13 protein-coding genes are annotated in these 12,480 nt (G+C 72.0%); 5 read left to right on the forward strand and 8 right to left on the reverse strand.

The genetic code is table 11. From position 1 onward, the window contains the following. The 6 genes from arfB to GSF22_RS22195 form a co-directional block, all read right to left on the reverse strand. Positions 1–342, reverse strand: a 342-nt coding sequence (gene arfB, locus GSF22_RS22170) for an alternative ribosome rescue aminoacyl-tRNA hydrolase ArfB (RefSeq protein WP_208815661.1), incomplete at its 3' end; no start/stop codon positions are given. Positions 343–419: 77 nt separating this feature from the next. Next, positions 420–1,250 carry a S1C family serine protease gene (locus GSF22_RS22175; protein ID WP_208815662.1) on the reverse strand — a complete coding sequence of 277 codons (831 nt, stop codon included), beginning with the start codon at positions 1,248–1,250 and terminating at the stop codon, positions 420–422. Between the two features lie 58 nt (positions 1,251–1,308). Further along, entirely contained in the window at positions 1,309–2,268 is a 960-nt protein-coding gene (locus GSF22_RS22180; protein ID WP_208815663.1) for a VWA domain-containing protein, read from the reverse strand. Beyond that, positions 2,265–3,389 (reverse strand): DUF58 domain-containing protein, encoded by a 1,125-nt coding sequence (locus GSF22_RS22185; protein ID WP_208815664.1) that lies wholly within the window; start codon positions 3,387–3,389, stop codon positions 2,265–2,267. The genes GSF22_RS22180 and GSF22_RS22185 overlap by 4 nt, the downstream gene beginning before the upstream one ends. Continuing rightward, positions 3,386–4,435 (reverse strand): AAA family ATPase, encoded by a 1,050-nt coding sequence (locus tag GSF22_RS22190; RefSeq protein WP_208815665.1) that lies wholly within the window; start codon positions 4,433–4,435, stop codon positions 3,386–3,388. Before GSF22_RS22190 ends, GSF22_RS22185 begins: the two co-directional genes overlap by 4 nt. Before the next feature lie 303 nt (positions 4,436–4,738). Then, entirely contained in the window at positions 4,739–5,248 is a 510-nt protein-coding gene (locus GSF22_RS22195) for a hypothetical protein (RefSeq protein WP_208815666.1), read from the reverse strand. Positions 5,249–5,661: 413 nt separating this feature from the next. Here GSF22_RS22195 and GSF22_RS22200 point away from each other — a divergent pair, with 413 nt between their 5' ends. After that, positions 5,662–6,645 (forward strand): endonuclease/exonuclease/phosphatase family protein, encoded by a 984-nt coding sequence (locus tag GSF22_RS22200; RefSeq protein ID WP_208815667.1) that lies wholly within the window; start codon positions 5,662–5,664, stop codon positions 6,643–6,645. A 115-nt stretch (positions 6,646–6,760) separates the two neighbouring features. On the opposite strand, the gene cimA is transcribed toward GSF22_RS22200, so the two are convergent. Beyond that, positions 6,761–8,344 (reverse strand): citramalate synthase, encoded by a 1,584-nt coding sequence (gene cimA, locus GSF22_RS22205; RefSeq protein ID WP_208815668.1) that lies wholly within the window; start codon positions 8,342–8,344, stop codon positions 6,761–6,763. A gap of 448 nt (positions 8,345–8,792) precedes the next feature. Here cimA and GSF22_RS22210 point away from each other — a divergent pair, with 448 nt between their 5' ends. The 4 genes from GSF22_RS22210 to GSF22_RS22225 all read left to right on the forward strand — a co-directional run bounded on the left by GSF22_RS22210 (position 8,793) and on the right by GSF22_RS22225 (position 11,276). Further along, positions 8,793–9,347 carry a peroxiredoxin gene (locus tag GSF22_RS22210; RefSeq protein ID WP_208815669.1) on the forward strand — a complete coding sequence of 185 codons (555 nt, stop codon included), beginning with the start codon at positions 8,793–8,795 and terminating at the stop codon, positions 9,345–9,347. A 3-nt stretch (positions 9,348–9,350) separates the two neighbouring features. Next, complete coding sequence (locus GSF22_RS22215) at positions 9,351–9,881, forward strand: carboxymuconolactone decarboxylase family protein (RefSeq protein ID WP_208815670.1); 531 nt, start codon at positions 9,351–9,353, stop codon at positions 9,879–9,881. Between the two features lie 96 nt (positions 9,882–9,977). Then, positions 9,978–10,436, forward strand: coding sequence for a PRC-barrel domain-containing protein (locus tag GSF22_RS22220; protein WP_208815671.1), 459 nt, complete (start codon positions 9,978–9,980; stop codon positions 10,434–10,436). 90 nt (positions 10,437–10,526) lie between these two features. Then, on the forward strand, positions 10,527–11,276 hold the full coding sequence (locus tag GSF22_RS22225; protein WP_244368136.1) for a tyrosine-protein phosphatase: 750 nt from the start codon (positions 10,527–10,529) through the stop codon (positions 11,274–11,276). Between the two features lie 75 nt (positions 11,277–11,351). Here GSF22_RS22225 and GSF22_RS22230 read toward each other — a convergent pair whose 3' ends face one another. Then, the gene (locus GSF22_RS22230; RefSeq protein WP_208815673.1) at positions 11,352–12,449 is read right to left on the reverse strand and encodes a branched-chain amino acid aminotransferase; all 1,098 of its coding nucleotides are present in this window, start codon (positions 12,447–12,449) and stop codon (positions 11,352–11,354) included. Positions 12,450–12,480 lie beyond the last annotated feature (31 nt).

Raw genomic sequence — 12,480 nt, forward strand, 5'->3', positions numbered from 1 at the left:
CGGCCGGGTCGGCCAGAGGGGTGGCGGCGGTGGGGCGACCGCGTCCCGGAGCAGGGCGACCAGTCGGGCCCGGGCCGCCTCACGGTTGGCGAGCTGGGCGCGGTGTTCACTGGCGGCGATGGTGAGCACCCCGTCGACCAGCCGGCCGGCGAGCCGCTCCACCGCGCGGCTGCGCAGGTGTTCCGGCAGGCTCGGTGAGCCGGCCACGTCGAAACTCAACTCGACCCGCGAGTCCGCGGTGTTGACCCCCTGCCCGCCCGGCCCGGAGGATCGGGAGAAGCGTTCCCGCAGCTCGGCGCCGGGGATGACCAGGCGGTCCGTCACGCGCAGATCATCGGCCACGCCCCGAGGCTAGCCGCTGCGCGACGTTCCCCGCTTCCGGATTCCACCCGGCCGCACCGGACCGCCCGGTGGGACGGTCAGCCGCCCTTGCCGATGATGGTGTCGGCGACCTGCTGCACCTGCTCGATCGGGATGGCGAACCCGATCCCGATCGACCCGTTGCCGTCGATGGTGGCGATGGCGGTGTTCACCCCGACCACCTCGCCCCGGGCGTTGACCAGCGGGCCACCCGAGTTGCCCGGGTTGATCGAGGCGTCGGTCTGCACCGCCGAGTGCCGGTTGTTGCCCAGCCGGACCTGCCGGTTCAGGGCGCTGACGATGCCGGCGGTGACGGTACCGGGCAGGCCGAGCGGGGAGCCGACCGCCAGCACCGGCTCCCCCACTTTCGTACTGCCCGGCTTGGCCAGCGGCAGCGGGGTCAGCGCCGCCGAGGGCGGTACCCGCAGCACGGCGATGTCGCTGCCCGGTTCTCGCCCCACCACCTCGGCCGGCAGCCGTCGGCCACCCGGGGTCTCCACGGTCACCGAGCGGGCCCGGGCGCGGGCGATGATGTGGTCGTTGGTGATGACGTGCTGCTGGTCGTCGAGGGCGAAGCCGGAGCCGCTGCCCCCGTCGACGAGGACCGAGACCACGCCGGGCACGGTGCGGCCGGCGGCGGTCACCAGTTCGGCCGGTACCGCGGCGGCCGTCGCCGCCTTCGGTTCGCCGCCCTGTCCGGCCACCCAGCCCCCGGCCAGGCCGCCGGACGCGGTGGAGACCGCGACCAGGGCCAGCCCGGTGAGCAGGCTCCGCCGCCATCCGCCACCACCGTTCCCGGGTACCTCCCGACGCCCGTCAGGGTCGTGGTGCAGGTGGGGCGAGATGAACCAGGGGCCCCGGGGTTCACCGAGGCCGGTCTGCACTGCCATCGTCCGCCTCCTCATGGCGTGAAGGGTGTGGCGCTGCTACGGGGTACCGGTGGAGCAGTCAGGGCAGCCGGGAGAACCAGCGCAGCGAGCCGGCCGCCGCGCCGAGGGCGAAGAGCAGTCCGATGCCGATGAACCGGGCCGAGATGTCCTGTCGTTCCATCCGGTAGCCGACCGAGGTACCGATGTCCTCGTAGACGGCGCGCAGTTCCTCGCTGGTGCTCGCCTCGTGGTAGCGGCCACCGGTGGCCTCGGCGACGTCCTTGAGGGTCTGCCCGTCGACCGGTACCTGGATGGGTCGGCCGCCCCGGTCGACGTATCCGGAGAGCGTGCCGAAGGAGATGGTGTGCACGGGTACCTTCGCCGACACCGCGTCGTCGGCCGCCTCCACCGGGTCCCGTCCGGAGGTGTTCGCGCCGTCGGAGAGCACGATGATCCGGGCCGGGGGTGGCTGTTTCGCCGCCTGGTTGTCCAACCCCCGGATGGCCTGGAGGGAGGTGCTGATCGCCTCGCCGATGGCGGTGCCCTGCACCCCGGTCGCCCCCTCGGCCAGCCGTTCGATTCCGCTGTGCAGGGCGTCCCGGTCGGTGCCGGGCGGTACGAACACGGCGGCGCTGCCGGCGAAGGCGACCAGCCCGACGTTGAACTCGTCGGGCAGCCCGTCGACGAACCGGCCGGCGGCCACCTTGGCAGCGGTCAGCCGGTCCGGTTCCACGTCGCTGGCGAGCATCGAGGTGGAGACGTCCACCGCGACGATCACCGTGGCCCGTTCCCGGGGTACCCGCACCTCGGCGGTCGGTCGGGCGAACCCGACGACCAGCAGGGCCAGCATGGCCAGGAAGAGGCCGGCCGGGACGTGCCGGCGCCAGGCCGGCCGTTCCGGGGCGACCCGGTCGAGCAGCCGCAGGTTGGTGAACCGGACGGCGTACCGGCTCTGCCGCCGTTGCATCAGCAGGTAGTAGGCGGCGAGGGCGAGCACGCCGACGAGCAGCCAGAGCCGGACCGGGGACGCCCACGTCACGGGGTACCTCCCCGGAGGGCCCGGGCACAGGAGGTCGCCGCCAGCCGGCGCTGGGTGCGGACGTGCCGGACGATGTCGGCGGTCCAGTCCCGGTCGGTACGCAGCGCCAGGTGGGTGGCACCGGCCCGGTGCAGTGCGTCGCGTACCCGGTCCCGCTCGGCGGCGGCGGCCTGCGCGTACCGCTCCCGCAGCCGCCGGTCCCCGGTGGACACCTCGCGGCGCCGGCCGGTCTCCGGGTCGACCAGGGTGACCAGGCCGACGTCGGGCAGTTCCCACTCGCGCGGGTCGGTCACCTCGACGGCGAGCACCTGGTGGCGGACGGCGAGCCGGCGCAGCGGCCGTTCCCAGTCGGCGGCGGCCGACGGGTCGTCCGGGAGCCCGTCGAGGAAGTCGGAGACCACCACGACCAGGCCCCGCCGGACGGCCACCGCCGGCAGGGCGGCCAGCACGTCGGCCAGGGCGGGTGCCTCCGGTACGGTGGCCGACGCACCAGCCGCCGCACGGGCCGACGCACCGGCCGACGCACGGGCCGACGCCGCAGCCGGGGCGCGCAGCGGCAGGGCCGCCGGGGTACCGGCCCGGGGCGCGTCGAGCAGGGTACGCAGCAGCCCCAGCAGGTGGGTCCGGCCGGCGCGGGCCGGCAGCCGGTGCAGTCCGTCGGCGCGCAGCACCAGGGCACCGAGCCGGTTGCCGATCCCGGCGGTGAGGAACCCGACCGCCGCGACGGCGGCCACCGCCAGTTCCCGTTTGTCCAGCGCGGCGGTGCCGAAGTCCATGCTGGCCGTCGCGTCGACCGCCAGCCAGGTACTCAGTTCCCGGTCGGCGTCGACCTCGCGGACGTGTGGCACGGCGGTCCGGGCGGTCACCGCCCAGTCCATCCGGCGGACCTCGTCCTCACCGGGGCGGTACTCCCGGCTGGCGGCGGGTTCGCTGCCCGGCCCGGGGAGCAGCCCCCGGTACTGGCCGTGCAGCAGCCCGTCGAGCCGCCGGTTGACGGTCAGTTCGAGCCGCCGCAGCCGCCCGGGTGGCACCAGGTCGGCCAGGCTGGGATCGGGTTCGACGGGCGGGGCGGCAGGGCGGGCGGTGGCGGTGGTCCGGCCGAAGGGTCCACGGCTCCTCATGCCGCCGCCAGATCGGGTACGGCGTGTTCCTGGCCGGGGGCGATCCGGGGCGGCGGTACGGCGTCCACCAGTCGGCGCACCACCGCCTCGGCGGTGATCCCGTCGGCGACCGCGTCGAAGGAGAGCACCAGGCGGTGGGCGAGCACGTCGGCGGCGAGGTCGCGGACGTCCTCGGGCAGCACGTAGTCCCGGCCACGCAGCAGGGCCTGCGCCCGCCCGGCGGCGACCAGTCCCAGGGTGGCCCGGGGGCTCGCCCCGTAGGCCAGCATCGGCGCCAGGTCGGGCAGGCCGAAACGGGCCGGGTCACGGGTGGCCAGGATCAGCCGGACGATGTACTCGGCGATGGCGTGGTGCACGAAGACCGCGTTGGCCCGGGCCTGCAACCCGCGCAGCCGGGGCGGGTCGAGCACCTGCCGGGCGGTGGGGCGTTCGCTGCTCATCCGGTAGAGGATGGCCAGTTCGTCGGCGTCGCTCGGATAGTCGACGGTGACCTTGAGCAGGAACCGGTCCCGTTGGGCCTCGGGGAGCTGGTAGACCCCTTCGGACTCGATCGGGTTCTGGGTGGCCAGCACCAGGAACGGGTCGGGTACCCGGAAGCTCCGCCCGCCGATGGAGACCTGCCGCTCGGCCATCGCCTCCAGCAGCGCGGACTGCACCTTGGCGGGGGCCCGGTTGATCTCGTCGGCGAGTACCAGGTTCGCCATCACCGGGCCGAGTTCGATGTCGAAGCTCTCCTTGGACGCCCGGTAGATGCGGGTACCGACGATGTCCGAGGGGACCAGGTCGGGGGTGAACTGGATCCGGGAGAAGGTGCCACCGACGGTGGTGGCGAGGGTCTGCGCGGCGAGGGTCTTGGCCACCCCCGGTACGCCTTCGAGCAGGCAGTGCCCACCGGCGAGCAGCGCGGTGAGCAGCCGCTCGACGAGCCGGTCCTGCCCGACGATCACACGTTTGACCTCGAAGAGGGTCTGTTCCAGCTCGGCGCCCGGCGCACCGGTGTCGACCGTGCTGGGCAGGCTGGCCAGGGTGTCCGAGATGTCCGTCACGGCGCAACCTTCCCGCCGGCGCGGGAGGCAAACATGAAATCCCGTCGCTTCGGCCGCCGCCGGCCGCCGCACGCGTCGCTGCGCCGGTTGCCGCGCCGCCCGGCGCACCGACGGACCGACGGGCCGACGGGCCGACGGACCGACGGGCCGGTTGCCACACCGAACGGCGGACCGGCAACGGACTCCTGCTAAATCCGGCGGATACGCCGGTCGCCGGCCCGCCCGGGTGGGCGGACCGGCGACGGAGGACCGGTCGGTCAGTCGACCACGGCCGGACCGGTCAGTCGTACCCGGCCGGGCTGGTCAGTCGTGCACGGCCAGGTGGAAGGCCCGGTCGGTACGGACTCCGGCGGAGTTCCAGGTCTGCACGAAGACACCGTTCGGGATGCCGGTACGGCCCACCACGGCGATCTCCCCGGGCGGCGAGATGCCCACGCTGCCGGTGAGCCCGAGGGTGCCGACGAAGGTACCCCGGGTGACGTCGTGGTCGAAGACCACCTGGTACTGCCCGGTGGCCAGGCGCAGCGAGGAGACCACGTTGATCCCCCGGTTGAGTACCCCACCGCTGCTGACCACGGCGGCGGAGGTCCGGGCGGTGGTCGGCAGCGCGCTCACCGACGGACCGCTCTTCATCGCCGCCCGGGCAGCGTCGAGCTGCGCCTTCGTGGCGACCGGCTGCTGCTGGACGGCAGCCCGGCCCTGCTGCGCGTCGTCGGCACCCGGCGACGCGGTGGCGATACCGCCGGCGAGCAGCGACAGCACCAGCGCGCCGACCGCCGCGAAACCGGCCCTACGTCGACTGATTCTTCCCATGACTGATGTCCCTCTTCCTGCCTGAGATGGCATTCCTACGGTTTCGCCGACCATTCCCGGAGAATGACGGCAGACATCACCGGACAACCAGGAGACGCATTTTTCCACTCATGGTCACAGCATTCGATGAGAGGAATTCTCTTTCCCGTCAAGCCCGGTCGCCTGGTACGTGAGACGGCCTACAAACCCGCCCTCACCAGGGAGTACTACTGAGAGTTTTTGTGCCGCAACCAGAGGAAAGGTAACAGCGACGAAAGCCCAGGGTCAATAGCCGATCAAAGGTGGACATATTTGCGACACGGCTGGACGGACCACCGACCCGAATCCCGAGAAAATGCGCGGGCAACTCACTTCTCACTTTGTCGCGATTGGCGCGCCGGGCCGACTGACGGGCCCTGACTAAGCTGACGATCATGACTGTTCCCGCAGTGGCGCACCGCCGTGTGGCCCGGGTGCCGACCGCACTCTGCTGGCTGGCGGTGGCGCCCGGACTCGGCATGGCGGTGGTCCGCCTCACCGGCGCGGACCACGGCCCCCTGGTGCAACTGCTCGCCTTCACCCCGTACGTCGCCGCCGCCACGCCGTTGGCGGTGCTGCCCGCCCTCGCCCTGCGGCGCTGGTGGCCGGCGGGCGTCGCGGCCCTGACCGCGCTGCTGCTGATCGGCGTGGTCGCCCCCCGCGCGGTAGCCGACCGGGCCCCGGACGCCGACGGACCCGCGCTGCGGGTGCTCACCGCGAACCTGCTCAAGGGCGGCGCCGACCCGGCCCACCTGGTCGACCTGGTCCGCCGCCACCGGGTCGACCTGCTCGCGGTGCAGGAGTTCACCGAGACCGCCCGGGCCAACCTGGAGCGGGCCGGACTCTCCGCCCTGCTGCCGCACGCCCAGCTCAACCCGGAGACCGGCACCACCGGCTCGGCGCTCTACTCGCGGTACCCGCTGCACGACGGCGGGTACCGGCGCCACACCGGCTCCATCTTCAGCCAGGCGTACGCCACCCTCACCATCGACGGGGCACCCCCGGTGCTGGTCGAATCGGCCCACCCGGCCGCCCCGTACGCCGTCTCCGTCGTCGACGACTGGCACACCGACCTGGCCGCGCAGCCCCCGGCCACCCCCGACGGACCACTGCGGATCCTGGCCGGCGACTTCAACGCCACCCTGGACCACGCACCGCTACGCGCCCTGCTCGACACCGGGTACGTCGACGCGGCGGACGCGGCCGGCGCCGGGCTGACCGGCACCTGGGGACCGTACGACGGGGACCCGATCCCGCCGGTCACCATCGACCACGTACTCGTCGACCGGCGGATCGCCGTGCACACCGTCTCGGTGCACGGCCTGCCCGGCAGCGACCACCGGGCCGTCCTCGCCACCCTCCGCCTCCCCCAGATGTAAGGAAGGGCCCCGTCCTATCGCATTCGGTAGAGGAAGGGCCCCTTCCTAACACTCGTGAAAACCGCGTCGCATTCGTGAAACCCGCGCCACGCTCGGGCACGCGGCGCCGCCCCGGTTAGACGTGCGCGCGGTCCAGGCCGTACGTCAACGCGTCCACCAGGGCGTGCCAGCTCGCCTCGACCACGTTGGGGTGTACGCCGACGGTGACCCAGTCCCGCCCGGCCTGGTCGGCGGTCTCCACGAGTACCCGGGTCACCGCGCCGGTGCCGTGGCTGCCCTCCAGGATCCGGACCTTGTAGTCGGCCAGCTCGAAGTTGCGCAGTTCGGGGTAGTGCCGGGCCAGCCCGGTCCGCAGCGCCTCGTCCAGGGCGTTGACCGGACCGTTGCCCTCGGCGGTGGCGATCACCCGCTCCCCGCGTACCCGGATCTTGACGGTCGCCTCGGAGACCACCGCGCCGTCCTCCCGGTGCTCCACGATGACCCGGTACGACTCCAGCGCGAACGGCCGGACCGGGGCGCGGTCCGGCAGCTCGGAGCGGACCAGCAGTTCGAACGAGGCGTCGGCGGCCTCGAAGGACCAGCCGCCGGCCTCCAGTTCCTTGACCCGACGGGTCACCCGGGACAGGGTCTCGGGTTGGCCGGCCAGGTCCAGCCCCAGCTCACGACTCTTGAGCTCGATGCTGGCCCGGCCGGCCATCTCGGTTACCAGGATCCGCATGTCGTTCCCCACCACTGCGGGGTCCACGTGGTTGTAGAGCAGCGGATCCACCTTGATCGCACTCGCGTGCAGCCCCGCCTTGTGGGCGAAGGCAGCGGCCCCGACGTAGGCCTGATGGGTGTCGGGGGCGATGTTGGCGATCTCTGCGATGGCGTGCGAGACGCGCACCATCTGTTCCAGGCAGCCGTCCGGTAGGACAGGCAGCCCGAGCTTCAGTTGCAGGTTGGCGACCACGGCGAAGAGGTCGGCGTTGCCGGGACGCTCGCCGTACCCGTTGGCGGTGCCCTGGAAGTGCCGCACGCCGGCCTCCACGGCGGCGACGGTGTTGGCCACCGCGCAGGCCGTGTCGTTCTGGCAGTGGATGCCGAGCCGTTCCGGGCCGATCCCGGTCCGCTCGGTCAACTCGGCGATGGCCCGGGTCACCTGGGACGGGAGCATGCCGCCGTTGGTGTCGCAGAGCACCATCACCTCGGCCCCGGCGGCCAGCGCGGTCTCCACCACGGCCGAGGCGTACGCCGGGTCGTGCCGGTACCCGTCGAAGAAGTGCTCGCCGTCGACGAAGACCCGGCGTCCCCGCGCCACCAGATGGGTCACCGTGTCGTGGATCATCGCCAGGTTCTCCTTGGCGGTGGTCCGCAGCGCCCGTTCGACGTGTCGCAGGTCGGACTTGGCGACCAGGGCGACCGCCGGGGTCTCCGCGTCCAGCAGGCCGCGCACCTGCGGGTCGGCCTCGACGGCGACCCCGGCCTTGCGGGTGGCGCCGAAGGCGACGAGCACCGCGTGCCGCAGGTCGAGTTCGGTCCGGGCGCGCCGGAAGAACTCGGTGTCCTTGGGTACCGCACCCGGCCAGCCGCCCTCGATGAAGCCGACCCCGAACTCGTCGAGCAGCCGGGCGACGGCGAGCTTGTCGACCACCGAGTAGCTGATCCCCTCGCGCTGCGCTCCGTCACGCAGGGTGGTGTCGTACACCTGGTATGTCATGACAAATCCTTCCGGACGGGTCGACGGCGGTCGGTGGGCTGGGGGTACGGATACGGTGGGCAACGCTGCCGGAGCCACGGACGACACTGCGACGCGGGCCGGTCCGGCAGAGCCTGGACCAACAAAAAGACCCCCCGCGGATGCGGGAGGTCTGCGCGTCGGCGAGGGGCCGGCGCGCTAGGTGCGAATAATCAGAGCAAGGCGGGTCACGGTGGGTACTCTGCCACCCGGAGCCCGGCCGTGGGAGGAAAAACCCACATGCCGGGACGCAGATTCAGCCCGACGGGTCACCGAGCGTCGCTACCACCCCAGGTGGGACGGACCCCGGACGGTCGGCGCTGGTGATCGACTTCACAATCCACCAGGGCGCCAGCGTGCGGAAACACCGCTGAGGAAATATCTGGAACGAATCCAGTTACCGGCCTCGCGCCGCTGTCAAGGAGGACCAGTGCTCACTGTCGGTGACCGCTTCCCCGAGTACGAACTCACCGCCTGCGTCTCGCTCGATGCCGACAAGGCGTTCGAGACGATCAACCACAAGTCCTACCAGGGCAAGTGGCGGGTGGTCTTCTTCTGGCCGAAGGACTTCACCTTCATCTGTCCGACGGAGATCGCCGAGTTCGGCCGCCTGAACGGCGAGTTCGCCGACCGCGACGCCCAGGTGCTCGGTGTGTCGGTGGACAACGAGTTCGTCCACTACGCGTGGCGCAAGGACCACCCGGACCTGCGGGAGCTGCCGTTCCCGATGCTCAGCGACATCAAGCGCGAGCTGACCGACGCCTGCGGCGTGCTGGGCGAGGACGGCGTGGCCCAGCGGGCGACCTTCATCGTCGACCCCAACAACGAGATCCAGTTCGCCATGGTGACCGCCGGCTCGGTCGGCCGGAACGTCTCCGAGGTGCTGCGGGTGCTCGACGCCCTCCAGACCGACGAGCTGTGCCCGTGCAACTGGAACAAGGGCGGCGACACCCTCGACGCCACGAAGCTGATGGCCGGGGTCTGAGCGGTGGGACTCGACGCGATCAAGGCGGCGCTGCCGGAGTACGCCAAGGACATCAAACTGAACCTCGGCTCCACGGTCGCCACCTCGACCCTCACCAGGGAGCAGTCCTGGGGTACCGCGCTGGCCTGCGCGGTGGCGGCCCGCAACCCGGTGGTACTCGCCGAGATCGCGGCCGAGGCGGCCGACCATCTCAAGCCGGAGGCGGTCGAGGCGGCCAAGGGCGCCGCCACCATCATGGCGATGAACAACGTCTACTACCGGGCCAAGCACCTGATCGGTGACGAGCAGTACGCCTCGATGCCGGCCCGGCTGCGGATGCAGATCATCGCCCGGCCCGGGGTGGACAAGGGCGACTTCGAGCTCTGGTGCCTGGCCGTCTCGGCGATCACCGGCTGCGGCGTCTGCCTGGAGTCGCACGAGAAGACCCTGCGGGCCGCCGGGTTCACCCGGGAGCAGGTGCACGAGGCGCTGCGGATCGCCGCCGTCGTGCACGCCGCCGCGGTGGCGTTGGACGCCGAGGCCGCACTGCGCTGAGGCCGGGGATGTGTAGGGCCCGGAACCGGGGGTAGGAGTATTCGGGACAGAGCACCATCCCCGAACGAACTGGTCGAGAAGAGGAGGAACAGTCCAATGGACCGGCTCGATCCTCAGACGACGTACGGCACCACCGGGCCCGTCACCCACGGTGGTCAGGGCGCTTTTCCCGGTGGCGCACCCACCGGAGCCTTCGACCCCTGGCGGTACCGGGACGACACCACCGTGGGTGGCGCCGACCTGACCGGCTACAAGGTCGAGGCGACCGACGGCGGCATCGGCAAGGTCGACTCCGCCAGCCACGAGGTCGGCTCCAGCTTCCTGGTGGTGGACACCGGGCCGTGGATCTTCGGCAAGAAGGTGATGATCCCGGCCGGCGTGGTCAACCACGTCGACCACGACGACCGCAAGGTCTACGTGGACCGGAGCAAGGACCAGATCAAGGCCGCTCCGGAGTACGACGAGCAGAGCCACGCCGACCCGGTGTACCGGGACAAGCTCGGCGGGTACTACAACGACACCTATTCGGCACTGCCCCAGGATCCGCTGCGGTGACGACGGGCGGTACCGGACCGTTGCGGTAACGGCAGCGACGGGCGACGAACGCGGCGGGCGGGACACCCTGGTGTCCCGCCCGCCGTTATCTTGTCCCGGGTGGACGCGACTGAGCAGAACCGCCGCAGCCCGTACCTCTTCGACACCCTGTTCAACTTCCGGGACGTCGGTGGCTACGCCACCCGGGACGGTCGGACGGTGCGCTGGCGCCGGCTCTACCGCTCCGACTCCCCGCACCGACTGACCGCCACCGACGTCGAGGCGTTCGCCGCGATCGGGGTCCGTACCGTCGTCGACCTGCGTCGCCCCTACGAGGTGACCCGCGACGGCCGGGTCCCCGGGTTCGACGGGCTCGCCTACCGGCACATCCACCCCGAACACCGGGAGTGGGCCGAGTCACGGTACGACAGCACGACCGACCTGGCCCGCTACCTGGCCGACCGGTACCGCGACCTGACCGACACCGGCGCCCGAGGGTTGGCCGAGGCGGTCGGGGTGATCGCCGATCCGGCCGCCGCCCCGGTGATGGTGCACTGCGTCGCCGGCAAGGACCGTACCGGCCTGGTCTGCGCGTTGACCCTCGCGGCGCTCGGGGTGGCCGACGACGACATCGCCGCCGACTACGCGTTGACCGACGAGGGGATGGCGCGTTACCTGACGTCCACGGTGGCCGGGCCGGACACGAACCCGCTGGGTGTGCCGCTGGCCTGCCCGCCGGAGGCGATGGCGCTCTTCCTCGGCGAGCTGCGCCACCGGTACGGCTCGGTGGAGGAGTACCTGATGGCCGGCGGGTTGACCGCCGACCAGCTCACCACGCTCCGCGACCACCTGCTGGACTGAACCCGAACCGGCGTCGCTGCGGCGGGCCGTGGGCCCCGCCGCAGCGCCGACCCGTCCCGGGTGGCCCGGCCGGGTTCAGCGCACCCGCCGCACCCAGCCGTACTCGTCGTCGGCCGCACCGCGCTGGATGTCGACCAGCTGCTGCCGCACGCTCATGGTGACCGCCCCCGGCCCGCCGTCGCCGACGGTGAACGAACCACCCGGGTGCCGCACCTCGCCGATCGGGGTGATGACGGCCGCCGTCCCGCAGGCGAAGACCTCCCGCAGCCGGCCGCTGGCCGCGTCGGCCTGCCACTGCTCGAAGCTGACCGGCTGCTCGGCGACGGTGTGCCCGGCCCGCTCGGCCAGCCGCAGCACCGACTCCCGGGTGATGCCGGGCAGGATGGTGCCGGTCAGCGGCGGGGTGACCAGGCTGCCGTCGTCGTAGACGAAGAAGACGTTCATCCCGCCCAGCTCGTCGACCCACCGTCGCTCCACCGCGTCCAGGAAGACCACCTGGTCGCAGCCGTGCTCGATGGCCTCGGCCTGGGCGACCAGGGAGGCGGCGTAGTTGCCGCCGCACTTGGCCGCCCCGGTGCCACCGGGGGCGGCGCGGGTGTAGTCCGGCGACACCCACACGGTCACCGGCTGCACCCCGCCGGAGAAGTACGACCCGACCGGCGAGGCGATCAGCACGTAGAGGTACTCGTTGGCCGGGCGGACGCCGAGGAACACCTCGCTGGCGAACATGAACGGCCGCAGGTAGAGGCTGCCGCCCTCGACCGAGGGGATCCAGTCCCGGTCGATCCCGACCAGGTGCTCCAGCGACTCCAGGAACGCCTGCTCGGGCAGCTCGGGCATGGCCATCCGGCGGGCCGACGCGGCGAACCGGGCGGCGTTCGCCTCCGGGCGGAACAGCGTCACCCCGCCGTCGACGCTCTGGTACGCCTTCAGCCCTTCGAAGATCTCCTGCGCGTAGTGCAGCACCGCGCTGGCCGGGTCCATCGGGATCGGCGCCCGCGCCTCGACCCGGGCGTCGTACCACCCCTTGCCGTCCGCGTACCGGATGGTCACCATGTGGTCGGTGAAGACCCGACCGAAACCCGGGTTGGCCAGCAGCGCGGCGCGGTCGGCAGCGGATACCGGTGCAGGATTCGGACGGATCTCGAAATCGAGCTTGTCACCACCGCTCATCGCGCTGACCTCCGTAAGGGTGGGCGTCCGG

Source organism: Micromonospora echinofusca (assembly GCF_017614955.1).
GTDB lineage: Bacteria > Actinomycetota > Actinomycetes > Mycobacteriales > Micromonosporaceae > Micromonospora > Micromonospora echinofusca_A.

What these genes read in the sequence shown, in the direction of transcription:
- GSF22_RS22175 (WP_208815662.1), bottom strand. Translation starts at nt 1,250, where the DNA reads ATGGCAGTGCAGACCGGCCTCGGTGAACCCCGGGGCCCCTGGTTCATC.
- GSF22_RS22200 (WP_208815667.1), top strand. Translation starts at nt 5,662, where the DNA reads ATGACTGTTCCCGCAGTGGCGCACCGCCGTGTGGCCCGGGTGCCGACC.
- GSF22_RS22230 (WP_208815673.1), bottom strand. Translation starts at nt 12,449, where the DNA reads ATGAGCGGTGGTGACAAGCTCGATTTCGAGATCCGTCCGAATCCTGCA.
- GSF22_RS22195 (WP_208815666.1), bottom strand. Translation starts at nt 5,248, where the DNA reads ATGGGAAGAATCAGTCGACGTAGGGCCGGTTTCGCGGCGGTCGGCGCG.
- GSF22_RS22220 (WP_208815671.1), top strand. Translation starts at nt 9,978, where the DNA reads ATGGACCGGCTCGATCCTCAGACGACGTACGGCACCACCGGGCCCGTC.
- cimA (WP_208815668.1), bottom strand. Translation starts at nt 8,344, where the DNA reads ATGACATACCAGGTGTACGACACCACCCTGCGTGACGGAGCGCAGCGC.
- GSF22_RS22185 (WP_208815664.1), bottom strand. Translation starts at nt 3,389, where the DNA reads ATGAGGAGCCGTGGACCCTTCGGCCGGACCACCGCCACCGCCCGCCCT.